Below are 25991 nucleotides of genomic sequence, written 5' to 3' on the forward strand. Positions count from 1 at the left end.
CCAGCCTAGGCGATGCGAAGATGGGCGCGTGGCCGCCGACTCCCGCCCCGCCCTGCGTGCCGGGAACACCACCTGCATCGTGGCAGGCGGCGGTCCGGCGGGCATGATGCTCGCGTTGGTGCTGGCCCGCGCCGGGGTCGACGTCACGGTGATGGAGAAGCACGCCGACTTCCTCCGTGATTTCCGCGGTGACACCGTGCATGCCAGCACGCTGCGGCTGCTCGACGAGTTGGGGCTGTCCGATGAGTTCGCGGCGATTCCGCACCGAGAGATCGACACGCTGTCGATGACGGTGCAGGACACCCCGGTCACCATGGATCTGCGGCGAATTCCCGGTCCGCACAAACACATTGCGCTGGTCCCGCAGTGGGATTTCCTGGAGCTGCTGGCCACTGCAGCTAAGCGGGAGCCGTCGTTCACCTTGCTGCGCAGCACCGAGGTGCTCGGCCCGATCCGTCACGGTGACAGGGTGGTCGGTGTCCGCTACCGCGGCGCCGACGGTGAGGAGCGCGAGATGCGCGCGACGTTGACCGTCGCCTGCGATGGGCGGTCATCGACGCTGCGCACCGAGATGGGGCTCAAGCCGAAGGACTTCGGTGTGCCGATGGACGTCTGGTGGTTCCGGCTGCCCCGCGATCCCGACGACCCGCACGGGCTCGCCGGTGTCCTCGGGGCCGGGCACGCGCAGATCGTCATCGACCGTGGCGACTACTACCAGTGCGCCTACGTCATCCCCAAGGGCCGCGACCAGGAGTTGCGGGCGCAGGGAATCGGGTCGCTGCATCGCGGTGTGGTGGCGCTGGTGCCGTGGCTGGCCGACCGCATCGGGGCTGTGACGTCGTTCGACGACGTGAAGCTGCTCGACGTGCAGTTGAACCGGCTCAGGCGCTGGTACGGCGACGGCCTGCTGCTCATCGGCGACGCCGCCCACGCGATGTCGCCGGTCGGCGGTGTCGGGATCAACCTCGCGGTGGCCGACGCCGTCGCCGCAGGCCGGATTCTGGCGGATCCGTTGCGCTCGGGCAGCCTGTCGACAAGGCATCTGGCCCGGGTGCAGGCGCGGCGCTGGCTGCCCGCCACGCTGATCCAGTCGGTGCAAAGGCTGATCCACCGCCGTGTCATCGCGGTCGCCGTCGCTTCGACCGGCCAGGCCGAGGCGCCCGGCTTCGTGCGGGTGGCCGCCGGGCTTCCGCTGCTGCGCCGTTTGGCGGCCTACGGTGTGGCGATCGGTCCCCTACCGGAACACATTCCGGCCTTCGCCCGCCGCTGACGCGCCGTTACGGCCAACAAGTAGACGGCGAGCGCGTCGGCAGTCGATGATGGCGGCATGGTTCTGCAACAAACCGGGCCGTCGGACGGGTCAACGGAGACCGAGAACGGGGCGAAGCCGGCTCAGGCCGTCACGGACAACACCCCGCTGACCGTGACCGCACCGACGCCGTACGCGCCCACCGGAGCGTTGCGAAACCCCTTTCCGCCCATCGCCGACTACGGCTTCCTGTCCGACTGCGAGAACACCTGCCTGATCTCATCGGCCGGGTCGGTCGAGTGGATGTGCGTGCCGCGGCCCGACTCGCCGAGCGTGTTCGGCGCCATTCTCGATCGCGGCGCCGGCCATTTCCGGTTGGGGCCCTACGGGGTGACGGTGCCTTCGGCCCGGCGCTACCTGCCCGGCAGCCTGATCCTGGAGACGACGTGGCAGACCCACACCGGGTGGCTGATCGTGCGCGAGGCGTTGGTGATGGGTCCCTGGCATGACCTCGAGACCCGTTCGCGCACCCATCGCCGCACACCGATGGACTGGGATGCCGAGCACATCCTGCTGCGCACCGTGCGATGCGTGAGCGGCACCGTCGAACTGGTGATGAACTGCGAGCCGGCGTTCGACTACCACCGGATCCCCGCGACATGGGAGTACTCCGCGCAGGCGTACGGCGAGGCGATCGCGCGGGCCAGCCGCGACGCCGACGCGCACCCCACGCTTCGGCTCACCACGAACCTGCGGCTCGGCCTGGAGGGCCACGAGGCTCGGGCCCGGACCCGGATGAAGGAAGGCGACCAGGCGTTCGTCGCGCTGTCGTGGTCCAAGCATCCGGCGCCACAGACCTACGAAGAGGCCGCCGACAAGATGTGGCAGACCAGCGAGGCCTGGCGCCAGTGGATCAACATCGGCGACTTCCCCGACCACCCGTGGCGGGCCTACCTCCAGCGCAGCGCGCTGACACTCAAGGGGCTGACCTACTCCCCGACCGGCGCGCTGTTGGCCGCGCCCACCACGTCGCTGCCGGAAACGCCTCAGGGCGAACGCAACTGGGACTACCGCTATGCGTGGGTGCGCGATTCGACGTTCGCGCTGTGGGGTCTCTACACATTGGGCCTGGACCGCGAGGCCGACGACTTCTTCGCGTTCATCGCCGATGTGTCCGGCGCCAACAACGGTGAGCGACACCCACTTCAGGTGATGTACGCCGTCGGTGGCGAGCGCACGCTGGTCGAGGAGGAACTGCGCCACCTGTCCGGATACGACGGGGCGCGGCCGGTGCGCATCGGCAACGGCGCGTACAACCAGATGCAGCACGACATCTGGGGCACCATGCTCGATTCGGTGTATCTGCACGCCAAGTCGCGCGAGCAGATCTCCGACACGCTGTGGCCGGTGCTCAAGCAGCAGGTCGAAGAGGCGATCAAGCACTGGAAGGAGCCCGACCGCGGGATATGGGAGGTGCGCGGCGATCCGCAACACTTCACCAGCAGCAAGATCATGTGCTGGGTGGCGCTGGACCGCGGCTCGAAACTCGCCGAGTTCCAGGGCGAGAAGTCCTACGCCCAGCAGTGGCGCGCGACCGCCGAGGAGATCAAGGCCGACGTGCTCAAACACGGCGTCGACTCCCGCGGTGTGCTGACGCAGCGGTACGGCGACGACGCGCTCGACGCCTCGCTGCTGCTGGCCGTGCTGACGCGGTTCCTACCGCCCGACGATCCGCGGGTGCGCGCGACCGTGCTGGCGATCGCCGACGAGCTCACCGAGGAAGGCCTGGTGCTGCGCTACCGGGTCGACGAGACCGATGACGGGCTGTCCGGCGAGGAGGGCACCTTCACGATCTGCTCGTTCTGGCTGGTGTCGGCGCTGGTGGAGATCGGCGAGATCAGCCGCGCCAAACACCTGTGTGAACGGCTGTTGTCGTTCGCCAGCCCGCTGCACCTGTACGCCGAGGAGATCGAGCCGCGCACCGGCCGCCATCTCGGCAACTTCCCGCAGGCGTTCACCCACCTGGCGTTGATCAACGCGGTCGTGCACGTGATCCGGGCGGAGGAGGAAGCCGACAGCTCCGGCGTCTTCGTCCCGGCCAACGCCCCGATGTAGACCGCTTTTTCGGCGCGCGCAACGGAGTCGTCGAGACTACGGTTTCTGATGAGAATCGGCCGATTCTCGTCAGAAACCGTTGTCTCGGCGCGCTCTTCGCTACTTGGCCGCGTTGGTGAGCATGTCCTGTGCGATGGTGGCCGCCTCGTCGCCGATCGAATAACTGCACGCCCACGCCTCGACGGTCAGGTTCGACGCGGTCGACAGCGCATGTTGGCAGGCCCAGCCGTCGGCATCCTGCTGCGTCGTGACCTGAGTGATCATCTTGCCGTCGGCGCGGACCTCACCGAGTTCCCACAGGAACACGTCTCCCGAATTACCCACGACCACCGTGGAATTGGCGCACCCATCCCACGCCGCCCTCGACTTGTCGAAGAACCGCTGCGCCTCATCGGCCGACGTGTACAGCACCGCGGTCTGCTCGACCCAGTGGTTGTTGTGGTCGTCGGGTTCGCGCGCCACCTGGTCGCGCACGTCGGTCCATCCGCTGCCCGCATACACCGGACCCTCGGCGCCGTACATGGCGCCGAGGCACTCGGGATCCGACACGTCGTCGGAATGATCGGTCATCTCCTCGAGTTCGCTTGTGACTTTCATCGTCGTCGAGCCCATGATGCCGTTCAGTTCGCCGATGGTGAGCAACACGTCGTCGAGCGTCGCCGCGGTCAGCTCCGGCACGTCGACCGCCCCGCCGCGCATCGCGACGCCCGCCACGGTGCTCACACAGCCCGCCAGCACGGCCGACGTCACCAGGACGACACCCGCGGCGCACAGCCGCGACACGGTGCCGAAACGGGTCACCGCGTTATTGTGACCGACTTTCGGCACATTCGCGGCGTAGCCGACAATCTCGACCGAACGCTCAGGAGTGGGCGATCTTGTCCATCATCAGGTCGGCGACCGCGGTCGCGTGTCGGGCGCCGGTCGGGCTGGGGCCGGCGACGTCGGTGATCTCCACCTCCACGATGCAATCGCCTGCCACACCGAGGGCCCGCTGGACCGTCGATCCGGCGTCCTGCATCACCACCGCCGAGACGATCTCGTCGTCGACGCCGACCTCGGTGATCCGGCTCGATCCCTGTGCGCCGCGGTCGGGTTGGCTCAACACCAGCGTTTGGCCGTTGCATCGGTGCCACTTGTCGGCCGATGAGGCGAAGAACTCCTGCGCGGCATCGGCGTCGATGAACTCGACCACCCCGAAGAATCCGGTGACGGTGGGGCCGTTGGCGTCACCGCCGGCCCACGACTGGCTGACCACCGACCGCACCGGGCTGGCTTGATACACCACCTTCTCCAGCCGGTAACCGGTGCTCACACAGTCGGGCGGACTCGCCTCGGCCTCCCGCACGCCCTGCAGCAGCATGTCGGCGCCACCTTCGACGACCTGGCCCATGAAGCCGCTGGCCCCGAACATCGTGGTCAGCTCCTCGGCCGTGGGGAGGGCCTGGTCCAGCATCCGGTTCGGCGACGGTTTGGCCACCTCGGCGATCCGTGGGGCCGGGGCATCACCGGCGGGCGCCGAACAGCCGGCGAGGATCGCGCATGCGCCCACGGCCGCCGCCGTCATCGCCGCCGAGCGCACGCCGACCTACTTCTTGGCCTTGTCGGCGGCCGACGAGTCGGTGGACAGGGCGGCGACGAACGCCTCCTGTGGCACCTCGACCCGGCCGATGGTCTTCATCCGCTTCTTGCCTTCCTTTTGCTTCTCGAGCAGCTTGCGCTTGCGGGTGATGTCCCCGCCATAGCACTTCGATAGCACGTCTTTGCGGATCGCGCGGATGTTTTCGCGAGCTATGATCTTCGAACCGATCGCCGCCTGCACCGGAACCTCGAACTGCTGGCGCGGAATCAGCTCCTTGAGCTTGGTGGTCATCTTGTTGCCGTAGGCGTACGCCGACTCCTTGTGCACGATCGCGCTGAACGCATCGACCGGCTCGCCCTGCAGCAGGATGTCGACCTTGACCAGGTCGGCTTCCTGCTCACCGGCCTCCTCGTAGTCCAGGCTGGCGTAGCCGCGGGTGCGCGATTTGAGCGCGTCGAAGAAGTCGAAGATGATCTCGCCCAGCGGCAACGTGTAGCGCAACTCCACCCGTTCCGGCGACAGATAGTCCATTCCGCCGAGCTCGCCGCGCCGCGACTGGCACAGCTCCATGATGGTCCCGATGAACTCGCTGGGCGCGATGATCGTGGTCTTGACGATCGGCTCATAGACGGTGCGGATCTTGCCGTCGGGCCAGTCCGACGGGTTGGTGACAGTAATCTCCGAACCATCTTCCTGCACAACGCGATACACCACGTTGGGCGAGGTGGAGATCAGGTCGAGGTTGAACTCGCGCTCGAGGCGCTCGCGGGTGATCTCCATGTGCAGAAGGCCCAGAAAGCCGCTGCGGAAACCGAATCCGAGCGCCACCGACGTTTCCGGCTCATACGTCAGCGCCGCATCGTTGAGTTGCAGCTTGTCCAGCGCATCGCGCAGGTCCGGATAGTCCGAGCCGTCAACGGGATACAGCCCCGAGTACACCATCGGTCGCGGCTCCCGGTACCCGGTGAGCGGTTCGGCGGCGCCGTGGCGGGCGGTCGTCACGGTGTCGCCGACCTTGGACTGGCGCACGTCTTTCACGCCGGTAATCAGGTATCCGACCTCGCCGACGCCGAGACCCGCGGAGGCCTTGGGCTCGGGCGAGACGATGCCCACTTCCAGCAGTTCGTGATGCGCGCCGGTGGACATCATCTTGATGCGTTCGCGCGGGACGATCTTGCCGTCGACGACGCGGACGTAGGTCACCACGCCGCGGTAGGTGTCATAGACCGAGTCGAAGATCATCGCCCGCGCGGGCGCGTCGGCGTCGCCGACCGGCGGTGGCACCTCACGCACGACGTGGTCGAGCAGGTCGGCTACGCCCGCGCCGGTCTTCCCAGAGACCCGCAGCACGTCCTCGGGTTCACAGCCGATGATGTGGGCGAGCTCGGCGGCGTACCGGTCGGGGTCGGCCGCGGGCAGGTCGATTTTGTTGAGCACCGGGATGATGTGCAGGTCGCGATCCAGGGCCAGGTAGAGGTTCGCCAGCGTCTGGGCCTCGATGCCCTGGGCGGCGTCGACGAGCAGCACCGCACCTTCGCACGCCTCCAGCGCGCGCGACACCTCGTAGGTGAAGTCGACGTGGCCGGGGGTATCGATGAGATGCAGGACGAACTCCTGGTCCCCCAATTTCCAGGGCAGCCGGACGTTCTGCGCCTTGATCGTGATACCGCGCTCGCGCTCGATGTCCATCCGGTCGAGGTACTGCGCGCGCATATCGCGATCTGCGACCACACCGGTGAGTTGCAGCATCCGGTCGGCCAGCGTCGACTTGCCGTGATCGATATGGGCGATGATGCAGAAGTTCCGGATCTGCGCCGGCGCCGTGAAGGTCTGATCGGCGAAAGTGCTGATGGGAATCTCCTGGTGAACGCGGACTTCGGGTGCCACCAGCGTATCCAGGCTGCGCCGTAAGCACACAATCGTGCTGGGCGGCGCTCGCTTATGCTCGGAAATATGCCTGCGCCCTGGAGACCACTGCAGACATTCCAGAGGTTTGCCGAGAATCTGGTGTTCAACGAGGCGCCGAAGATCATCCGGCAGATCGGTCAGTCCGAGACCGTGCAGCGCGGCATCCAGCAGGGTATCCGGATCGGTCTGGACGCGATCGCCGGCGCATCCGGAGACGAGGCGCCCGCGATCACCGCCGGACGACCGGTCAGCCGGCACTTCGTGCCCACCGCCCACCGCGCCCGCAAGGTGGTGTACGCCCCCGACCTCGACGGGCGCGCCGACCCGGGCGAGATCGTGTGGACGTGGGTGGTCTACGAGGACGACCCGACGCAGGGCAAGGACCGGCCGGTGCTGGTGGTGGGCCGCGACCGGTCCACGCTGCTCGGCCTGATGCTGTCCAGCCAGGATCACCATCGAGACGACCCGGACTGGGTGGCCATCGGCTCGGGCACCTGGGATTACGAGGGGCGAGCGAGTTGGGTGCGCCTGGACCGGGTGCTCGACGTGCCCGAAGACGGAATCCGCCGCGAAGGCGCGATCCTGGCCCGCGAGAAGTTCGAGGTTGTGGCCGCGCGGCTACGTGCCGAATACTCCTGGAGCTGACTTTCCCTCCGCCGAACGTGGGTTACCCACACGCGTTCGCGCAGTTGAGCGCACATCAAGCCCACACTCGGCCGAACAGTCAACGCGGTTGGCGCCACATCGGCCACATGGGCGGGCCGCCGTCGGGCAATGCGATCTCGCCGGTGACGTCGAACCCGAAGCGCCGGTAGTAGGCGATGTTGTCGGGGTTGCTGGACTCGAGGTACGCGGGCGCGTGCTCGGCGTCGCAGCGGTCCAGGCGCGAGCGCATCAGCGCCTGCCCGTATCCGGTGCCGCGCACCGTCGGATCGCTGCCGATCACCCCCAGATACCAGTGCGGCTCCTCGGGGTGGTGCTGCTTCATCAGCTCGGCCATCGCCTGGCCGCGCCGCACATTGGCTCCCATCGCCCGGATGAACGCGGGCATCATCCGCAACTCTTGGAGCCCGGTCTGCCGCCACTCGCCGGGCGGGTCCCACAGCGCGGCGGCCCCGATGCGCTGGCCGCCCGCCACCTCGACTCCTTCGGTGCGCAGGAAGTGGTGGCGGATCATTGTGGCGAACACCCGCGACAGGGCTCGCTCCCGCGCGGCGTCGTTCGGCAGCATCCACTTCATCACCGGATCGTCGTAGAACGCGCGCGCCAGCACCCCCGACATCTGGCGCACGTGCTGCCGCGCAGCCGGAGCGACCTCGACGTCAGCCACGGGTGATGTAGGCCTGCAGCTGCTCCTGCTGCGTTTCGAGCTCTTCCATCCGGGTCTTGACGACGTCGCCGATGCTGACGATGCCGACCAGCCTGCCGTTCTCCATCACCGGCACGTGCCGCACCCGATTCGTCGTCATCAGGGCGCTCAGGCTGTCGACCGAATCGTCCGGAGCGCAGGTCGCCACCAGCGTGGTCATGATCTCCGACACCGGCTTGGTGAGCAGTTCGCCGCCCCGTCGGTGCAGCGCGCGCACGACGTCGCGCTCGGAGACGATACCCATCAGACCGTCGGGCGACACCACGAGCATGGCGCCGATGTTGTGCACCGCCAGTTCGGTGAGCAATCCCGAGACCGACGTCTCCGGAGTTATCGTGGCCACCGCGGCGCCCTTGCTCCGCAACACGTCCGCGATCCGCATCCTTGCCTCCGCTCGTGATCTTCCTCACAGGCTAGGTTGGACTGACTCGCCGCGGAAGGCTTTGCCATGTTGCAACCCGGTCACACTCGGGGCGCAACGTCGCGAAAACGGCATTTCAGCAGCGCAAAGTCGAGTACACGACTGTCGGAATACCGTTTCGGAGCCAATTCGACGAGGCCCTCGGGTATATGTGGGGCCATGATCGAGGTCACACTGCTTGGCACTGGAAGTCCCATCCCCGACGCCCGCCGGGCGGGCCCGTCGACGCTCGTGCGCGCGGGCGGGCAGACGTTTCTGATCGACTGCGGTCGAGGTGTACAGCAACGTCTGACGGCCGCGGGAGCGCCGGCGAACGGATTATCGGCGCTGCTGTTGACACATCTGCACAGCGACCACATCGCGGATTTGGGTGACGTGATCATCAGCCGTTGGGTGTCGACGTTCACGCCCGAGCAGACGCCGCTGCAGATCATCGGGCCGCCGGGCACCGCCGAGGTGGTCGAGCACACCCTCAAGGCGTTCGGCTTCGACATCGGATACCGCATCGCCCACCACGCCGACCTGACGGCCCCGCCCCCGGTGGAGGTGCACGAGTACACCGACGGTGAGGTGTGGAACCGCGACGGCGTGACGATCCGGGTCGCGCCCACCGACCACCGCCCGGTCGCCCCGACGATCGGCTTCCGCGTCGAGCACGCCGACGCTTCGGTGGTGCTGGCCGGCGATACCGTCCCGTGCGAGAGCCTCGACCAACTGGCGGCAGGCGCAGGGGCGTTGGTGCACACCGTGATCCGCAAGGATCTCGTCGACAGGATGCCGATGCAGCGCATCCGCGACATCTGCGACTACCACTCCTCGGTCGAGGAAGCGGCGGAGACCGCGGCGCGCGCGGGAGTGGGGATCTTGATCCTCACCCACTACGTGCCCGCAATCGAACCCGGACAACAAGAGGACTGGCGCGCACTCGCCGCGTCGGTCTTCGACCGGCAGATCGAACTCGGTGACGATCTGCTGCGCGTCGAGGTGCATCCCGGCATCTCGGCGAAGCCGGCCGGCTGACCGGTCAGGCCAACCGGGTGATCTCGACGACGACGTCGAGGTCGGTCGAGCCCTCTCCGGAGTAGATCCCCTTCAGCGGGGTGACATCGGAGTAGTCCCGGCCCACACCCACGCTGATGTACTGCTCGTTGATCGGGACGTCGTTGGTGGGGTCGTAATTCCACCAACCGCCGGTCCAGGCCTGCACCCAGGCATGGCTCTGTCCGTCGATTGTGTCGCCGATCACCGCCTTGTGGTTGGGATGCAGATACCCCGACACGTAGCGAGCGGGAATGCCCATGGAGCGCAACAGGATCAGCGTCAGGTGGGCGAAGTCCTGACAGACGCCCTTGCCCTCGCGCAACGCGTCCAGCCCCGACGAGTGCACTCCGGTGGTGCCCGCGACGTACGCCAACTCGCTGCTCACCCACGACGCGGCGGCGGTGACGGCCTCGTGCGGCGCGTGGTCCTTGATGATGCGCTGACCGACCCGGCGGATGCGCTTGCTCGCGGGCGTGTAGTGAGTGGGCGCAAGGACCTCGTCGAACCTGTCGACGACGGCCTCGGAGTCCAAGTCCTCCCATGTCACTTCGCGTTCGGACATTTGGTCGACGTCGGTCTCCACGACCGACGACGACGTCACCTCCAACTCGGTGTGCGGTGCGTGCAGGTCGAACGCCGTGACCGCCGTCCCCCAGTAGTCGACGTAGCGGTAGTTGCGGGTGGCCGGGACGGTTTCCACGCGATTGAGGATCACGTTCTGCCGCGAGTCCGATCGCGGCGTCAGCCGCGCCTCGTTGAACGACGCCGTGACCGGCGACTTGTATGCGTATCCGGTCGAATGCACGACCCGCATCCGCCACATCAGAGTTCACCTTCTTCGACGACGAGCGTGCCGTTGTGACCCGCGTCGTGCCACGCCACCCACGGTGCGGAGTGAAAGTACTGCAGCGCCAACGCTTCACCGACATCGAAGCAGGTCTTCTGCAGGCCGGCCAGCCGCTGTTCCAGCGACTCGAGCAGCACACCGGGGCGCAGGAACTCCAGCTCGCTGCGGGCCCTGCCGAGTAGCCGCTGCGCCTCGGCCGTGGCGCCGAGGCGACTGTGGGGTCGGTTCATCAACTCGTCGAGGCTGTGTTCGGCAAGCCGCAGCGAATAGAAGATCGACCGGGGGAAAAGCCGGTCCAGCAGCATGAATTCGACCACGCGACCGGCGTCGAGCACACCGCGGTAGGTGCGCAGATAGGTGTCGTGTGCGCCTGCCGACCGCAGCAACGTCACCCACGCCGGTGACGACGCGCTGTCCCCGACCCGCGAAAGCAGCAGTCGCACAGTCATGTCCACCCGTTCGATGGCCCGGCCGAGCACCATGAAGCGGTAACCGTCATCGCGCGACAGCGTCGAGTCGGCCAACCCGGCGAACATCGCGGCGCGGCCCTCGACGAACGAGAGAAACTCGTGCGGTCCGAGACGTTTGGCGGCTCGTTCCCGCTCGGCCAGCGCGTTGTATGTGGTGTTGAGGCATTCCCAGATCTCGGTGGACGTGACTTCGCGTGCGCCGCGGGCGTTTTCGCGGGCCGCCGAGATAGCGTCGACGATTGACCCCTGGGTGCCTCGGCTGAAGGCGACGATGTCGGTCAGCGACCACACATCCAGCGGTGCGTCGGGAGCCTCCATCCCCAGCACCCGCAGCAGCGTCCGCGAAGCCTGGTCGGGGTCGACGCTGGAGTCCTCGAGCAGTTGATGCACGGTCACGTCGAGGATGCGGGCGGTGTCGTCCGCGCGTTCGACGTACCGTCCGATCCAGTACAAGGATTCGGCGTTGCGGGCCAACATCAGCGCACCACCCCTTACTGCTGCTGTTGCTGTTGGTCTTGGGTCTGCCCGTCGCTGCTTTCGGCCTTGGGCCCACGCGCGGACTTGGGCAGCTTGCGCACCACTTCGGCGGCGCCGAGCTCGCGGTCGGCGACCGAGGTGCGCGAGGCCAGCACCCAGGTGTCCTTCGACCCGCCGCCCTGACTCGAGTTGACCACCAGCGAGCCCTCGGGCAGCGCGACGCGGGTGAGTCCGCCGGGCAGCACCCACACGTCGTCGCCGTCGTTGACCGCGAACGGGCGCAGGTCGACGTGCCGCGGCACCAGCTGGTCGCCGATCTGGGTGGGCACGGTCGAGAGCTGCATGACGGGCTGGGCGATCCAGCCGCGCGGGTCGTTGCGGATCTTCTTGGCGACGGCGGCGAGCTCTTTTTCCGAGGCGTCCGGACCGAACACGATGCCGTAGCCGCCGGAGCCCTCGACCGGTTTGATGACGAGTTCGTCGATGCGGTCGAGCACTTCCTCGCGTTCGTCGTCGAGCCAGCACCGAAACGTGTCGACGTTACCCAGCAGAGGTTTCTCGCCGAGGTAGTACTCGATGATCGTCGGCACGTAGGTGTAGACGAGTTTGTCGTCGCCGATGCCGTTGCCGACGGCACTGGAGATCACGACGTTGCCGGCCCTGGCCGCATTGAGAAGCCCGGCGACGCCGAGCACCGAGTCCGGCCGGAACTGCATCGGGTCGAGGAACGCGTCGTCGATGCGGCGGTAGATGACGTCGACCTGCCGCTCCCCCTCGGTGGTGCGCATGTAGACGGCGTTGTCGCGACAGAACAGGTCGCGGCCCTCCACCAGCTCAACACCCATCTGCCGGGCCAGCAACGAATGCTCGAAGTACGCCGAGTTGTAGACGCCCGGTGTGAGCACGACGACGGTCGGGTCGGCGACGTTGTTGGCCGCGGCGTTGCGCAGCGACCGCAGCAGATGCGACGAGTAGTCGCCGACGGCGCGCACCCGATGGGTGGCGAACAGGTTCGGAAACACCCGCGCCATGGTGCGGCGGTTCTCCATCACGTACGACACCCCGGACGGTGAGCGCAGGTTGTCCTCAAGCACGCGGAAGTCACCCTTGGCGTCGCGGATGAGGTCGATGCCCGCGACGTGGATGCGCACGCCGTTGGGCGGAACGATGCCCGCGGCCTCGCGGTGGAAGTGCTCGCAGGAGGTGATCAGCCGGCGCGGGATGACGCCGTCGCGCAGGATCTCCTGCTCGCCGTAGATGTCGTCGAGGTAGAGCTCGAGCGCCTTCACGCGCTGGATGATGCCGCGTTCCAGGCGCGTCCACTCCGCCGCGGAGATGACTCGCGGAACCAGGTCGAGCGGAAAGGGACGTTCCTGGCCCGACAGCGAGAACGTGATGCCCTGGTCGATGAAGGCGCGGCCGAGCGCCTCGGCGCGAGCTTCGAGCTCGGAGGCGTCCGACGGGGCGAGCTCGGTGTAGATGCCCTTGTAGGGGCCCCGCACGTTGCCCTGGGCGTCGAACATCTCGTCGAAGGCTTCGGCGTAGCTACCGAGGTCGCTGTATCCGGCGAAGACGCCCTGATATCGCTTGTCCTGCCTACGTGGGCTCCGCGATTGTCGCGCAGACTCGGTCGGCAGGGTACGCAGGCTCATCCCTGCCATGCTGCAACACTTCGGACGTTTCGGCAGGCCAGAGGACTCACTTTGGGCATTTACCCACTCCGCTGGTAACCTGAACCCTCGCTGCCCGCGTGCCGGGCGCCTATCAGACTTTGAGAAACCCCTACAGGATTTACGAAGGACTACACGCGTGGCCAACATCAAGTCGCAGGAGAAGCGCAACCGGACCAACGAGCGCCGCAGGTTGCGCAACAAGTCGGTCAAGTCGTCGCTCCACACGGCGGTGCGCGGCTTCCGGGCGGCCGTGGAGGCCGGCGACAAGGACAAGGCCCAGGAGCTGCTGGCGTCGACCAGCCGTCAGCTGGACAAGGCTGCCAGCAAGGGCGTCATCCACAAGAACCAGGCCGCGAACCGCAAGTCGGGGCTGGCTTCCGCGTTCAACAAGCTCTGAGTTCGTTCGACTTCGCTCAGTCTTCTATGAGCTCGGCGACGCGCCGCACCGTCGCCTCCAATGCGTAGTCCGCGTCCGCTGCGGCACCTTTGACATCCGCATTGAGCGCGGCCACCAACCGCATCGCCTCGGCGACGGTGGTGGTCGACCATCGTCGCGCCTGCTTCTGCGCCTTCTGCACCCGCCACGGCGGCATGCCCAGCTCTGACGCCAGCCGGTAAGGGTCCCCCGACAGCGGCCGCACCCGCGCGATGGTGTGCACCGCTTCGGCGAGGGCGTCGGCCAGCACGACGTGTGGTTCGCCGCGCATCATCGCCCACCGCAGCGCCTCGGCCGCCCCGGCCACATCTCCGACGACCGCCTTGTCGGCGACGTCGAACCCCTTCACCTCGGCCTTGCCCGAGTGGTAGCGGCGCACCGCCTCCGCGTCGACCGCCCCGCCGGTATCGGTCACCAACTGCGAACAGGCCGCCGCCAGCTCCCGGATGTCGGAGCCGATCGCGTCCAGCACCGCGGTGACGGTGTCCTCGCCGACCTTCACCTTCAACGCGCGGAACTCGCGGCGGACGAAGTCGGCACGGTCGGCGGCCTTGGTGATACGCGCGCATGGATGCACTTGCGCGCCGAGCTTCTTGAGCTGATCGGCCAGCGCCTTGGCGCGCCCACCACCCGAATGCACGACGACGAGCATGGTGCCCGGCGGCAGGTCCGCCGCAGACTCGGCGATGAGCGCGGCCGCATCCTTGCCCGCCTCGGCCGCCGCCTCCAACACCACCACCCGCTCCTCGGCGAACAGCGACGGGCTCAACAATTCGGCCAGTTCGCTGGTGCTGACCTCACCGGCACGCAGGCGATCGACCGGAATGTCATGGACATCCGCCTGTTTGCGCACATCCCGAAGAACCGCCGCCACCGCCCGTTCGACCAGCAACTCCTCGTCCCCGAGCACCAGATGCAACTGCGACACTTCGCTCACCCCACGATCGTGTCACGGCCAGCCGACAGCCCCGACACCGTCCACGCCAGCAGGCACACCGCGGCGGCGCCCGCCGCGATCCGCACGAAGCGGAAGCGCCACGCGAGGACGACCGCGACTCCTACGCCCGCGGTCAGCGCCACGCCCGGTAGCCCGGACGGCACCGAAACCGTCGACGCCGGCATACCCGCCGCCCAGCGAGCCACGTGCAGTAGCCACCACACCTCCGGGCCGGTGAACCGGATCAGCAGGTCGGCGCCTGTGGGCCAGATCCCACCCAGCGCGGCGGCGGCGGTGCCGAGCACGGTGATCGGTGGAATCACCGGAGCCACCGCGACATTGGCGGCCACCGATACGACGCTGAACGTCCCGGCCATCCCGGCCACCAGCGGTGCGGTGACCAGTTGCGCGGCGGCGGCCACGCTGAGCGCGTCGGCGGCGGGCTTGGGCCAGCCCCTACCGACGAGGCGCCGCGACCACACCGGCGCGACCACGACGAGGGCCGCCGTCGCCGACACCGACAGCGCGAACCCGACGTCGACGGCCAACTCCGGCGATCCGATCATCAACGCCAGCACGCTGGCCGACAACGCGGGAATGGCCTGGCGGCGCCGGTGCGACAACACCGCCAACAACGTGATCGCCCCCATCACCGCGGCGCGCAGCACGCTGGCGGTCGGCTGCACCACCACCACGAACGCCAGTAGTGCGACCGCCGCAAGGCCGACGGCCGCCCGTGGCCCGACGAGACCCGCGGTCAACAGCACGGCGCCGCACACGATCGTCACGTTCGCCCCGGACACCGCGGTGAGATGGGTCAAGCCCGCTGCACGAAAGTCGGCCGTCGTCTGGCGAGGCACACTCGACGTGTCGCCGAGCACGAGCGCGGGCAGCATCGCCGCCTGATCGGCGGGCAGCGACCGGCGCGCGGCCTCGGCGAATCCGGCGCGGACCTCAGCGGCCGCACGTTGGACGGCGGACGCCTCGCCGTAGGTGGGACCGCCGATCGCCGACAGCACCGCCACGCTGAGATCGCGCCGCGTGGGCCGCCCGATGCGAGCCCGAAACGCCACCGGTGTGCCTGCGGTCAGCTCGCCGATGCGACTGGTCGACGCGAAAACCACGACGCGGCCAGATATCTCGTGTCCATCCAGCACCACGAGGGCCCCACGGAACATCGTCCGGTTGCCGCTGAGCGCACGCGGACTTTCCGTCGGGGTGACCACGACGGCGGCGGCCGTGCCGTAACGCTGGGTGACCGGATGCTCGCGCACCTCGTCGACCCGCAAACCGATCGCGATCGCGAAACCCGCCGCCACCAACCCGACCGCCAGCAGGCTCGCGCCGACACCATTGCCGTCGGTCGCCGCTCGCCGTCCACTACCCCACCACCCCAGCGCCGCGGTGGCCGCCACCGCGCCGACGGCGGCGATTGCCGAACCCCCGACCGGCCACAGGATTCCGGCGCCGGTCACCGCCCAGCCGGTCAGCGCCGCCGGGACCAGGCGCAGATCCAGTGGGGCCGCGTCGGCGTCCGCCACCGGAGTCACACATGCACGAGGTCACGCAGCTTCTCCAGCCGCGCCGGTCCGATGCCGTCGACGTCGCCGAGCTGGTCGACGCTGGTGAACCGGCCGTTGGCGTCGCGCCAGGCCACGATCGCCGCGGCGGTCACCGGCCCGATGCCGGGCAGCGTGTCGAGCTGCTCGACGGTCGCGGTGTTCAGGTCCACCGTGCCGCCCGCCGGTGCACCGCCGTCCCCCGTCGACGGCGTGTTCGTCGACGCGGGCGCCGCGACGCCCGTGCTGACCGAGCTCCCCATGGCGGCCGGTTCACCCGCCGCAGGCGCGATGCCCACGACGATCTGTTCACCGTCGGCGATCCGTCTGGCCATGTTGAGCCCCACCAGGTCGGCGCCGTCCAGCGGCCCGCCCGCCGCGGTGAGCGCGTCGGCGATCCGAGCGCCTTGAGCCAGCGTGACCAGTCCCGGCTTGTGGACCAGGCCCACGACGCTGACGACGACGGGGGCTCCCGGCTCCGGCGGCGCGCCATCGGGTGTCGGGCTGGCCGACGAAACCATCTGCACCGGCGGCAGTTTGGCCGCCGCCACCGCTGGGTTGTCGTCGCGCAGCAGCACGAACACCGTCACCAGCACGGCAATGAGACCGACACCACCGAGCGCCATAACCCCGGCGCGACCGGGATCTGCGCGGACCGCGGCGATCCAACCGGCCGCGCCGCTGCCTGCGGATTCCGGCAACCAGCGCGTCAACGACGTGTCCGGTCGCCGATCCTCATCGCCCGGTTCGGGCTCCACTTCCCCACTCAGCCTGCGCTGCACGCGCTCGGCAGGCAATTCAGTCCGCATGCATGTGAAGCTAGGTGCGGGAACCGACCGCGGGACTCGCCAGCGGCGGCCGGCGACTCGCCCTGTGGATGAAATGAGCGTTGGGGATAGGGCCGATGTCTACAGTGTTGCTGTGGATCGTCGAGTGCCGATGGTCGCGGCCATCGCGTTCGCGGTGCTGTACGCCGTTGCGCTGCTGACGGTTCCGGCGCTGCCCGGCATCGACCACCCGGGCCTCGACATCGTCACCCATCTCAACGAACACTCCGGCGCGATGCGCACCCAGGCGCTGTTGCTGGCGTTCGGCGCGCTGGCTCTGGTGGTGGTGCTCGGCCATGCCCGCGACCGACTCGCGGGACCGTACGCGTTCGTGTTCACCATCGGGTCGGCCGTCGCCCTCGTCCAGATCAGCATCGCGACCTGGTTCACCGCAGGGTTATCGCTGCATCCCGGCGATCTCGGCTCCGGAACCGCGCGGGCACTCGCCGACGTGGTCACGATGTTCGGACCCCTGCTGACCGTGGCGAACATCATGGTCGCCGCCCCGATCCTGTTGGCGGCCAACGAGGGACGCTTCCCCCGTTGGCTCGGCATCGTCGCCGCGGTCTTCGCCGTCGAGCAGCTGATCGAGACCATCACGATCATCGGGCCGCCGGGAAGCTTCATCTCCCCGGGAGGCCCGATGAACACGTACCTCGGCGGGCCGTTGTTCATCCTGTTCTTCCTCGCGCTCGGGGTGGCGCTGTCGTTGCCCGACGAACCCGAAACTCCGGCGTTGCCTGCCGGGGCCGATACCGTCGCCAGCGGGCCTGCCGACGACGCCGACGCATCCGCCTCCGAAGACCCCGCCGAGCGCGACCCGGAATAGCCCAGCCGCGCCGCGCCAACGCACTAGCATTCCCCCGGTGGCGACGTTGCAGCGGTTCACCGACCGTCGGGTGCTGATCACCGGAGGGGGATCCGGTATCGGTCAGGCGACGGTCCTGCGGATCCTCGACGAGGGCGGCACCGTGGTCGCCGCCGACGTCAGCGAGGCCGGGTTGGCCGACACCGAGGCCAAGGCCGGTGAGACGACCGCCGGGCTCACCACCGTGGTGATGGACGTCGGCAGCGAGGATTCGGTGCAAGCCGGGGTCGCACGCGCCGTCGCCGCGATGGGCGGTCTCGATGCGCTCGTCAACGCCGCGGGCATCCTCCGGTCGTCTCACTTTGCCGACACCACGCTTGCCGACTTCGAACAGGTTTTGCGCATCAACCTCATCGGGACGTTTCTGGTCACCCGCGAGGCCCTGCCCGCGCTGCGCATCGGCACTGCCCCGGCAGTGGTCAACTTCAGCTCGACGTCGGCGAGCTTCGCACATCCCTACATGTCGGCCTACGCGGCGTCCAAGGGCGGCATCCAGGCGATGACGCACACGTTGGCACTGGAGTTCAGCAAGCAGGGCATCAGGTTCAACTGCGTCCAGCCGGGGTCGATCTCATCGGGAATGACCGATGGCACAGGGCGATCCGGCCAGAGCGTCGGACCCGGCCTGCCGGAGGACGCCGACTACACGCTGTTCGGCAAGATCATGCCGACACTGCCCGTCGACGGTGACGGGATGTTCGCCAAACCCGACGCCGTCGCGGCCGTCGTCGCCATGCTCGCTGCGCCGGAGGCCTACTTCGTCACCGGTACCGAGGTCCGCGTCGACGGCGGCACCCACATGTGAATCGCCGACACCGAGGAGTTTTCGTGACGACAGCTGACCGGCCGCTGCGGGTCATCCAGTGGACGACCGGCAACATCGGCCGCCGGTCGCTGCACGCGATCATCGGGCGAGACGATATGGAGCTCGTCGGTGTCTACGCCCACGGCGCCGACAAGGTCGGCGTCGACGCGGCGGAACTGGCCGGCTGGCCCGAACCCACCGGAGTGACGGCTACCAACGACATCGATGCGCTTCTGGCCCAACGGCCCGACGCCTGCTGCTACAACCCGTTGTGGCCCGACATCGACGAGTTGGCCCGGCTTCTCGAGGCAGGCGTCAACGTCTGCTCGAGCGCGGCGTGGATCACCGGCGGCAAGCAGTCGCCCGAGGACCTCGACCGGATTCGAAAGGCCTGCGAAAAAGGCAATTCGACGATCTTCGGCAGCGGTGCGCATCCCGGTATGAGCAACATGGTGGGGATGGTGCTCTCGGGCGCCTGCGAACGCGTCGACGAGATCCGTATCACCGAGTCGGTGGATTGTTCGACCTATGAGTCGGCGGGAACGCAGACCGCGATGGGCTTTTCGCAGGATCCGGCCACCCCCGGGCTGGCCGAGAGCGTGCGGCGCGAAAGCGAGGTGTTCGCCGAGTCGGCGGCGATGATGGCCGACGCGATCGGCGCAACGCTCGACCGGATGACCTTCGACGTCACGTTCACCGCGGCCACCGGCGATTCCGATCTCGGGTTCATGCGGATTCCCGAGGGCACGGTCGCCGGGGTCCACGGTTACCACCGCGGTTGGGTGGGTGAAAAGAACGTCGTCAGCGTCGGATTCAACTGGATCATGGGCGAGCACGTCACCCCGCCGAAGCCCCTCGAACACGGCCATGTGATCCAGGTGTTCGGACTGCCCAATATGCGCACGGTGCTGCATTGCCTGCCGCCCAGGGACTGGACCGAACCCGGCTTCATGGGCCTGGGCATGATCTACACCGCGCTGCCGGTGACCAACGCCGTACCCGCAGTGGTGGCGGCGCCGGCCGGCATCGTGACGCTCAAGGACCTTCCGCCGATCACCGGGCGCGCGGCGGTGTGAACTCAACGGTGCCGCACGCTCAGAGCCGCTGCGCCAGTCTCGCTTTGCCGGGTCCGTCGAGATCGCTGAGCGCAGCGCCTCGCCCAGCCATCGCCATCAGCAGCGCCTCCCCGCTACCCCGCACCTCCGGGCCGCTGCCGTGAGTCCAGTCGAGATCCGTCGCGACGAGTCGTAGCCCGCGCGCCCGCCACGCTCCCCTCAAGAAGGGCGCGTACTTGGTGAATTCCAATGCAACGACCAGTCTTTCGGGTTTGATCAGGCGGGGCATGTCGAGCGGTCGCCGGATGTCCTGTTGGTGGACCATCCCGTCGGTGAGCGCGATCCGTCCGTCGAATCCGGCCGTGCTGCCGCGCGGCCGGGCGTACTTGCGCATCAGCGCGGTGAGTTCGGACGGAGACTTGTCCGCGTTCAGCGCGACCCCGATCGCGTTCGGATTCCTGTGGCGCAGTAGGCCCAATGCCATGCGGGCCACTGCTTGGGGCCGGCTCAGATCCTCGTAACTGATGACGTGGGCGACCACATCGCGAACCCGCCAGTCCGTGCACAAACTCGGCTGATCCCATTGCTCCGGGGTCAACTGGTCGAGCAGCGCGGCGAAATCCTCGCGCTCCTCGCGTGCCATCTGCATTGGGGCCGTCATTGCGCCTCGCCCTCCAGCAGCTCACCGAACCGGCGCAGGTACAACGGCCAACCCGCATCCCCGCCGACACCGGAAGCCACGGAATCCCAACCGTCACCGTGCCGTTCGATGTGGCGATGCTCGAGGGTGACGCGCGTGCCACCGTCCGCCTCGGCGGTGAACAGCACCTCCACCTCGCTGCACCGCGTCGGATCCGATTCGACCTGCCACGTCGCGCCGATGTCCCACGAGAAGACGAGGCGGCGCGGAGGCTCGACGACGAGCACCCGCGCCCACACGCACACGCTGTCGTCGACACCGCGGTCGTAGATGCGACCGCCGGCGCGGGGTTCCAACACCGTCTCCGCGATCGGCACGCCCAGCAGGTTGTGCTCGCGGGGCTTGAAGTCGCCGAATCTCTCGGTGAACACCTGAAACGCTCGCGCCAGAGGAGCTTTGACCGTGATGTCGTGGCGGATGACCGCGGACCGGGCTGAGGTCATGGTGGATCTCCTTCGCTCTCGACTATCTCCTTGAAACCGGCCAACGCCTGCATCCAGAACCGATCGAGTTCGGCCCGCATCGCGGCCAAGCCCGCGGGCTCCAGTTGATAGACGCGGCGGGTGCCGTCGGCGTGGTCGCACACCAAGCCCGCGAGCTTGAGCACCTTGAGGTGCTGCGACACCGCCGGCCTGCTGACCGGAAGTTCGCGCGCCAGTTCGCCCACCGCCATCGGCCGGTGCGCGAGGCGTTCGACGATCGACCGCCGGGTGCGGTCGGCCATCGCCACCCAAGCGTCACCCTCTTGGTAAGCCAGCACGAACGGTAAGCTACCACTTACCAATCTGTCTCACAAGGCCCGTCGCGCGCACGGTTGTGTACGCGAAACACAGGTGGAAAGCGTGCGCTCGGCGGACGTTATTCGGCCAGTTGGACGACGACGCCGATCGCACCGGCGCCGAGATGAATCGCCAGCACCGGCCCCATATCGGTGACGGTGAGCGATTGGAGCTGCGGAAGCCGATCGGTCAGCGCGGCGCCGACCTGGTCGGCGCCGTCGTGGTTGTCGACATGGTGCACGGCGATCGAGGCCTGACGCTCACCGACGAGCTCGGCGATGCGGTCCACCATCGCGGCGTGTGCCTTGGTGATCGTCCGGATCCGCTGATCGAGTACGAGCCGGCCGTCGACATCGAGGCGCAGCAGCGGTTTGAGCGACAGCGCAGTCCCCAACCACGACGCCGCGGTCCCGATCCGCCCGCTTCGCCGCAGGTTGTCCAGCCGGTGCACCACGATGAACGCATGGGTGCGCTGAGCCGCCGAACGAGCAACGGCCTCAACCGAATCCAAGTCCGAGCCGGACACCGCGGCCTTGGCCGCCGCCACGGCCGTGAAGCCCACCCCCATCGCCGCCGACCGCGAGTTCACCACCCGCACCAACGATCCGAACTCGCGGGCCGCCTGGACCGCCGAACTGTAACTGCTCGACAGCGCCGACGACAGGTGCACCGCGACCACGCCGTCGCCGCCACTGTCCCGAAGCGCTTGCCGGTAAGTGTCGACGAGGTCGGCGGGCGCCGCCCCGGCGGTGCTGGCGCGCGGTACGTCGTGGATGTCGTAGGGCACCTCGTCGATCCCGTCCCGCAGATCGATCACATCGACCAGCACATGCAACGGCACCTGCCGGATGTCCCACTGTTTCAACTCGTCGGGCGCCAACCGCGACGACGAGTCGGTCACCACGATCACCGACATGGCACGCCGGCTTCGGCGAGCGCTTTGAGCATCGAGTCCGCGACGGCCTGATGGGCTTCGAAGTTCCAGTGGATCCCGTCGGGGTTGCCCTGTCCGCTCATGACGTACTCACCGACCGCCGCCTTGAGGTCGACGAGCGGAACATCATGCTGCCCAGCCCATTCGGTGAGCGCCTTGACCGTGCCCGCGCGACCGTGGTGCGCCCTGCCGTACGTGTCGGCGATGTGCACCGAGGGCAGGCACGCGACGACGGGAATCCCGGGGCGGTTGAAGTCGATCGCGCCACGCGTCATCTCGAGGTACTCGGCGGACAGGTGCGGGGGCAGCGCCGCTCGCGCCACCGGCGACAGGCGCGGCTGCACCCAGCAGTACCCGTCACGCACCCAGCGCCGCAGCAACGGCGGGCGCACGTAGCGGATGAGTTCGCGCAGCGCGGTCGGCAGCGGCGATGGCAGCGAATCCATCCCGCCCGTGGCGAACACGACCGCACCGGCCCGTGGCAGCGCCGCCCAGGCCCGCGGATCCTGTGTGGCCGCCCACCACACGTCGCGACACGTCCAGCCGATCCGTCCGATCAGCTCGAGATCCCAACCCAATTGTGCCGCAACGATGTTTGGCCAGATACGCGGGTCGTCGGAGGGCAGCCCGCCGGTCGGCCCGTAGTAGGACAGCGAATCGCAGAAGACCAGCAGGGTCCGACGCTCAGAGGACATCGCCGGCAACCTGCGCTGAGGCGTTCCACACGTCGAGCCGCCAGCGGATATCGTCGGCTGCCGCGTCGACCGCGCTGTGGCCGGACAGCTGCACCCAGCTGGCGTTGCCCATCCCGCCCAGTATCGGCCAATTGTCCACCGGCAGGTCGAGCAGCGAGGCGGTCAGCGCCGCGATCAACCCGCCGTGAGCGACCAGCACCACCGGCCGGTCCGGTCCGTCGCCGGACTGGTCCAGCCCCCACTCGGCGTGTTCGTCGACGAGCTCGTCGACCAGCGGCCTGCTGCGCACCGCGACGTCGACGCGGCTCTCACCGCCCGGCGGCGCCCACCGCGAGTCGTCGCGCCATGCCAGCCTGGCTCCCGGCGCGACGGCGTCGACCTCCAGGTGCGTCATACCCTGCCACTGGCCGAGGTGGGTCTCCCGCAGGCGGGTGTCGACGGTCACCGGCATTCCGGCGTGTTCGCCCAGCGCGACTGCGGTGTCGAGGGCGCGGCGCAGATCCGACGACACGATCGCCAGCGGTCGGCGCTTGGCCAACACCTCGGCGGCGGCGACGGCTTGATGACGTCCCAGATCGCTCAGGTCGGTGTCCAGCTGGCCCTGCATCCGGCTGCCCGCGTTGTACTCGGTCTGCCCGTGCCGGAGCATGACCAGGCGCCGGATCCTCCTCACGGTCCGCCGTCCTCGTCCGCGGCTGCCCGCGCCGACGGCTCACCGACATCGACGGGGATCGTCGGGCAGTCTTTCCACAGGCGGTCCAGCGCATAGAAGTTGCGCTCGTCCTGATGCTGGATGTGCACCACGATGTCGACGTAGTCCAACAGCGTCCAGCGGCCTTCGCGGGCGCCTTCGCGGCGGGCCGGTTTGTAGCCGGCGACACGCATCTTCTCCTCGACCTCGTCGACGATCGCATTGACCTGACGCTCGTTGGAGGCCGAGGCGATGACGAAGCAGTCGGTGATGACGAGTTGACCCGACACGTCGATCACGACCACGTCGTCGGCCACTTTGGATGCGGCCGCCTTCGCGGCCACCGTCGCCATGCGAACGGCTTCGTCGGAGGCGCTCATCGATGCTTTCCTTGAGTTGTCAGCGGTTGGGCATAGAGTTTGCGCTTCGCCACGTATTGCACGACGCCGTCCGGCACCAGGTACCAGATCGGCCGGTTCTCCTGGGCGCGCTTCCGGCAGTCGGTCGAGGAGATGGCCAGCGCGGGCACCTCGACCAGGCGCAGCGCGTCGTCGGGCAACTCCTTGACCGCCGCGGCGATGTGCTTGCCGTCCAGCTCGTAGCCGGGCCTGCTGACACCCACGAAGTTCGCGATCGCGAACATGTCCTCCCAGTTCTGCCACGTAAGTATCGACGCGAGCGCGTCGGCCCCGGTGATGAAGTACAGATCTGCGTCGGAGTTGAGCGCATGCAGATCGCGCAGCGTGTCCTTGGTGTAGGTGGGCCCGCCCCGGTCTATGTCGACGCGGCTCACGCTGAACCGCGGATTGGATGCCGTGGCGATCACCGTCATCAGGTAGCGGTCCTCGGCGGCGGTGACGTCGCGGTCCTTCTGCCAGGGCTGTCCGGTGGGGACGAACACGACCTCGTCGAGCCCGAACCGGTCGGCCACCTCGGAAGCGGCTACCAGGTGGCCGTTGTGGATGGGATCGAACGTCCCACCCATCACGCCGAGCCTGCGTCGCGGAGCCACGAATAGCCAGCTTACGGGGCTGCCGCGAAATGGCATTCCAGCAGGGCTCTACTCGCACTTTCTCTGCTGGAACGCAATTTCGCGGAACAAGTCAGACCGGTAGCAGCTGGTCGATCACCGTGGCGAGCTGCTTGGCCGAGCGGCATTCGTGCATGGTGATGACGTCTTGGTAGCGCGGCACCGCTGAGTCGCCGCTGCCCCACAGGTGTCGCGGTTCGGGGTTCAGCCAGTGCGCGTGCCTGCTCGAGTTGACCATGTGTGCGAGCAGCTCGATCTCGGGGTTGCGGTAGTTGTTGCGGCCGTCGCCCAGGATCAGCAGTGCGCTGCGGGGTGACAGCGCGTTGGGCCATCGGTCCATGAACGACACGAACGCATGCCCGTAGTCGGAGTGCCCGTCGCGGGTGTACACCCCGGCCTCGCGGGTGATCCGCTGCACGGCGACCGCCAGGTCGGCGTCGGGCCCGAACAGTTCGGTGACCTCGTCGGTGGTGTCGATGAAAGCAAAGACGCGAACCCGACTGAACTGCTGGCGCAGCGCGTGCACCAGCAGCAGCGTGAAGTGGCTGAAGCCGGCGACCGAACCGGACACGTCGCACAACACGACCAGCTCGGGCCGCGCCGGATGGGGTTTCTTCAGCACGACGTCGATCGGCACCCCGCCCGTCGACATCGATTTGCGCAGCGTCTTGCGCAGGTCGATCTCACCGGCGCGCGACCGTCGTCGCCGCGCGGCCAGCCGGGTCGCCAGCGTGCGGGCCAGCGGTTGGACCACCCGGCGCATCTGACGCAGCTGATCCCCGGAGGCGCGCAGGAACTCGACGTTCTCGGCGAGCTGCGGCACCCCGTACATCTGCACGTGGTCGCGGCCGAGCTGCTCGGCGGTGCGCCGTTTGGTCTCGCCCTCCACCATCTTGCGCAGCTGGTTGATGCGTTGCGCGGCAAGCGCTTTGGCGATCTGCTCTTGCGTCGGTGTCGGCTCGTCGCCGTAGGGCGCCAGCAGACCGGCCAGCAGCCGGCCCTCGAGGTCGTCCAGATTCATCGCCTTGAGCGCCTGATACGACGAGTACGACGGGCCCCGACTGGAGTTGTACCGGCCGTAGGCCTCGACGATCTGGGCGATCATCGCGGCCATCCGCTCGTCGAGGTTGGCCAGGTCCTGGTTTTCGGCCAGCATGTCCAGCAGCGCCGCGCGCATCGCCTCGACGTCTTCGGGCGGCAGACCCGGCTCCTCGGCGTCGGTGTCGTCGTCATCCTCGACCAGGATCGTCCTGGCGCCCAGTGCGGCGGGGAACCACAGGTCGAACATCGCGTCGTAGGTGTCGCGGTGGTCGGGGCGGCGCAGCACTGCGCACGCGATGCCTTCGCGCAACGCATCGCGGTCGCCAAGTCCCAGCACCGAGAGCACCCGTCCGGCGTCTACAGTCTCCGACGGTCCAACCGAAATACCTTGTGCCCGTAGCGCTTCGACGAACCCGACGAGATGACCGGGCAGGCCGTGCGGTGCCAGCGGCTGCGGCGGTCGGGTCCGGCGGACGGCCATG

The 25991-nt window shown here is 68.1% G+C and carries 28 protein-coding genes; 8 read left to right on the plus strand and 20 right to left on the minus strand.

From position 1 onward, the window contains the following. Nucleotides 1-28 precede the first annotated feature (28 nt). Together AU192_RS13085 and AU192_RS13090 are read left to right on the plus strand one after the other, a co-directional pair. A complete protein-coding gene (locus AU192_RS13085; RefSeq protein ID WP_278183966.1) occupies nt 29-1270 on the plus strand; it encodes an FAD-dependent oxidoreductase in 1242 nt (413 codons plus the stop codon). A 57-nt stretch (nt 1271-1327) separates the two neighbouring features. Continuing rightward, nucleotides 1328-3364: a glycoside hydrolase family 15 protein gene (locus tag AU192_RS13090; RefSeq protein WP_064396771.1), complete on the plus strand. Its 2037-nt coding sequence runs from the start codon at nt 1328-1330 to the stop codon at nt 3362-3364. Nucleotides 3365-3463: 99 nt separating this feature from the next. Here AU192_RS13090 and AU192_RS13095 read toward each other — a convergent pair whose 3' ends face one another. From AU192_RS13095 to lepA, 3 genes are all read right to left on the minus strand, one after another. Beyond that, nucleotides 3464-4165, minus strand: a complete 702-nt coding sequence (locus AU192_RS13095; protein WP_233151297.1) for a sensor domain-containing protein — start codon at nt 4163-4165, stop codon at nt 3464-3466. A 61-nt stretch (nt 4166-4226) separates the two neighbouring features. Further along, on the minus strand, nt 4227-4946 hold the full coding sequence (locus AU192_RS13100) for a sensor domain-containing protein (RefSeq protein WP_066808373.1): 720 nt from the start codon (nt 4944-4946) through the stop codon (nt 4227-4229). A gap of 6 nt (nt 4947-4952) precedes the next feature. Next, nucleotides 4953-6866 (minus strand): translation elongation factor 4, encoded by a 1914-nt coding sequence (gene lepA, locus AU192_RS13105; RefSeq protein WP_233151300.1) that lies wholly within the window; start codon nt 6864-6866, stop codon nt 4953-4955. Nucleotides 6867-6887: 21 nt separating this feature from the next. Between lepA and AU192_RS13110 the strand changes: the two genes are divergently transcribed. Beyond that, nucleotides 6888-7499 (plus strand): type II toxin-antitoxin system PemK/MazF family toxin, encoded by a 612-nt coding sequence (locus AU192_RS13110; protein WP_064396775.1) that lies wholly within the window; start codon nt 6888-6890, stop codon nt 7497-7499. A gap of 79 nt (nt 7500-7578) precedes the next feature. On the opposite strand, the gene AU192_RS13115 is transcribed toward AU192_RS13110, so the two are convergent. Continuing rightward, the gene (locus AU192_RS13115) at nt 7579-8184 is read right to left on the minus strand and encodes a GNAT family N-acetyltransferase (protein ID WP_064396777.1); all 606 of its coding nucleotides are present in this window, start codon (nt 8182-8184) and stop codon (nt 7579-7581) included. Beyond that, the gene (locus tag AU192_RS13120) at nt 8177-8605 is read right to left on the minus strand and encodes a CBS domain-containing protein (protein ID WP_064396778.1); all 429 of its coding nucleotides are present in this window, start codon (nt 8603-8605) and stop codon (nt 8177-8179) included. The genes AU192_RS13115 and AU192_RS13120 overlap by 8 nt, the downstream gene beginning before the upstream one ends. A 198-nt stretch (nt 8606-8803) precedes the next feature. On the opposite strand from AU192_RS13120, the gene AU192_RS13125 reads away from it, so the two are divergent. Next, on the plus strand, nt 8804-9664 hold the full coding sequence (locus AU192_RS13125) for a ribonuclease Z (protein WP_064396781.1): 861 nt from the start codon (nt 8804-8806) through the stop codon (nt 9662-9664). 4 nt (nt 9665-9668) lie between these two features. Here AU192_RS13125 and AU192_RS13130 read toward each other — a convergent pair whose 3' ends face one another. From AU192_RS13130 to AU192_RS13140, 3 genes are read right to left on the minus strand one after another with little or no spacing between them, the layout of a single operon-like run. Next, the gene (locus AU192_RS13130; protein ID WP_064396783.1) at nt 9669-10508 is read right to left on the minus strand and encodes a transglutaminase family protein; all 840 of its coding nucleotides are present in this window, start codon (nt 10506-10508) and stop codon (nt 9669-9671) included. Next, nucleotides 10508-11479, minus strand: a complete 972-nt coding sequence (locus tag AU192_RS13135) for an alpha-E domain-containing protein (protein WP_064396784.1) — start codon at nt 11477-11479, stop codon at nt 10508-10510. The genes AU192_RS13130 and AU192_RS13135 overlap by 1 nt, the downstream gene beginning before the upstream one ends. Nucleotides 11480-11493: 14 nt before the next feature. Then, nucleotides 11494-13131, minus strand: a complete 1638-nt coding sequence (locus AU192_RS13140) for a circularly permuted type 2 ATP-grasp protein (RefSeq protein WP_174522784.1) — start codon at nt 13129-13131, stop codon at nt 11494-11496. A 157-nt stretch (nt 13132-13288) separates the two neighbouring features. On the opposite strand from AU192_RS13140, the gene rpsT reads away from it, so the two are divergent. Beyond that, on the plus strand, nt 13289-13549 hold the full coding sequence (gene rpsT, locus AU192_RS13145) for a 30S ribosomal protein S20 (RefSeq protein WP_064396786.1): 261 nt from the start codon (nt 13289-13291) through the stop codon (nt 13547-13549). A 16-nt stretch (nt 13550-13565) separates the two neighbouring features. Here rpsT and holA read toward each other — a convergent pair whose 3' ends face one another. The 3 genes from holA to AU192_RS13160 are packed head-to-tail and all read right to left on the minus strand — an operon-like array spanning nt 13566 to nt 16893. Next, a complete protein-coding gene (gene holA / locus AU192_RS13150) occupies nt 13566-14516 on the minus strand; it encodes a DNA polymerase III subunit delta (RefSeq protein ID WP_423202689.1) in 951 nt (316 codons plus the stop codon). A gap of 5 nt (nt 14517-14521) precedes the next feature. Next, the gene (locus AU192_RS13155) at nt 14522-16066 is read right to left on the minus strand and encodes a ComEC/Rec2 family competence protein (protein ID WP_064397374.1); all 1545 of its coding nucleotides are present in this window, start codon (nt 16064-16066) and stop codon (nt 14522-14524) included. Between the two features lie 5 nt (nt 16067-16071). Then, nucleotides 16072-16893 (minus strand): ComEA family DNA-binding protein, encoded by an 822-nt coding sequence (locus AU192_RS13160; protein ID WP_064396791.1) that lies wholly within the window; start codon nt 16891-16893, stop codon nt 16072-16074. Between the two features lie 112 nt (nt 16894-17005). On the opposite strand from AU192_RS13160, the gene AU192_RS13165 reads away from it, so the two are divergent. From AU192_RS13165 to AU192_RS13175, 3 genes are read left to right on the plus strand one after another with little or no spacing between them, the layout of a single operon-like run. Further along, complete coding sequence (locus AU192_RS13165) at nt 17006-17740, plus strand: hypothetical protein (protein ID WP_064396794.1); 735 nt, start codon at nt 17006-17008, stop codon at nt 17738-17740. A gap of 37 nt (nt 17741-17777) precedes the next feature. After that, on the plus strand, nt 17778-18584 hold the full coding sequence (locus tag AU192_RS13170) for an SDR family NAD(P)-dependent oxidoreductase (RefSeq protein WP_082695011.1): 807 nt from the start codon (nt 17778-17780) through the stop codon (nt 18582-18584). A 23-nt stretch (nt 18585-18607) separates the two neighbouring features. Then, a complete protein-coding gene (locus AU192_RS13175; protein ID WP_064396795.1) occupies nt 18608-19660 on the plus strand; it encodes an NAD(P)H-dependent amine dehydrogenase family protein in 1053 nt (350 codons plus the stop codon). Nucleotides 19661-19679: 19 nt separating this feature from the next. On the opposite strand, the gene AU192_RS13180 is transcribed toward AU192_RS13175, so the two are convergent. The 9 genes from AU192_RS13180 to AU192_RS13220 all read right to left on the minus strand — a co-directional run bounded on the left by AU192_RS13180 (nt 19680) and on the right by AU192_RS13220 (nt 25990). Further along, complete coding sequence (locus AU192_RS13180) at nt 19680-20300, minus strand: maleylpyruvate isomerase family mycothiol-dependent enzyme (protein ID WP_064396797.1); 621 nt, start codon at nt 20298-20300, stop codon at nt 19680-19682. Beyond that, entirely contained in the window at nt 20297-20782 is a 486-nt protein-coding gene (locus AU192_RS13185) for an SRPBCC family protein (protein ID WP_064396799.1), read from the minus strand. Before AU192_RS13185 ends, AU192_RS13180 begins: the two co-directional genes overlap by 4 nt. Beyond that, nucleotides 20779-21063, minus strand: coding sequence for an ArsR/SmtB family transcription factor (locus AU192_RS13190; RefSeq protein ID WP_064397379.1), 285 nt, complete (start codon nt 21061-21063; stop codon nt 20779-20781). Before AU192_RS13190 ends, AU192_RS13185 begins: the two co-directional genes overlap by 4 nt. Nucleotides 21064-21197: 134 nt before the next feature. Then, a complete protein-coding gene (locus AU192_RS13195) occupies nt 21198-22034 on the minus strand; it encodes a DegV family protein (RefSeq protein WP_064396801.1) in 837 nt (278 codons plus the stop codon). Continuing rightward, nucleotides 22025-22747, minus strand: coding sequence for a diglucosylglycerate octanoyltransferase (gene octT, locus AU192_RS13200; RefSeq protein ID WP_064396803.1), 723 nt, complete (start codon nt 22745-22747; stop codon nt 22025-22027). Before octT ends, AU192_RS13195 begins: the two co-directional genes overlap by 10 nt. Next, entirely contained in the window at nt 22737-23396 is a 660-nt protein-coding gene (gene gpgP / locus AU192_RS13205) for a glucosyl-3-phosphoglycerate phosphatase (RefSeq protein WP_064397381.1), read from the minus strand. The genes octT and gpgP overlap by 11 nt, the downstream gene beginning before the upstream one ends. A gap of 20 nt (nt 23397-23416) precedes the next feature. Next, the gene (rsfS, locus tag AU192_RS13210) at nt 23417-23818 is read right to left on the minus strand and encodes a ribosome silencing factor (protein ID WP_064396805.1); all 402 of its coding nucleotides are present in this window, start codon (nt 23816-23818) and stop codon (nt 23417-23419) included. Beyond that, complete coding sequence (gene nadD, locus AU192_RS13215) at nt 23815-24450, minus strand: nicotinate-nucleotide adenylyltransferase (protein WP_099047970.1); 636 nt, start codon at nt 24448-24450, stop codon at nt 23815-23817. The genes rsfS and nadD overlap by 4 nt, the downstream gene beginning before the upstream one ends. A 91-nt stretch (nt 24451-24541) precedes the next feature. Next, nucleotides 24542-25990 carry a vWA domain-containing protein gene (locus AU192_RS13220; protein ID WP_064396809.1) on the minus strand — a complete coding sequence of 483 codons (1449 nt, stop codon included), beginning with the start codon at nt 25988-25990 and terminating at the stop codon, nt 24542-24544. Nucleotide 25991 lies beyond the last annotated feature (1 nt).

Source organism: Mycobacterium lehmannii, from assembly GCF_001499925.1.
GTDB classification, from domain to species: Bacteria; Actinomycetota; Actinomycetes; order Mycobacteriales; family Mycobacteriaceae; genus Mycobacterium; species Mycobacterium lehmannii.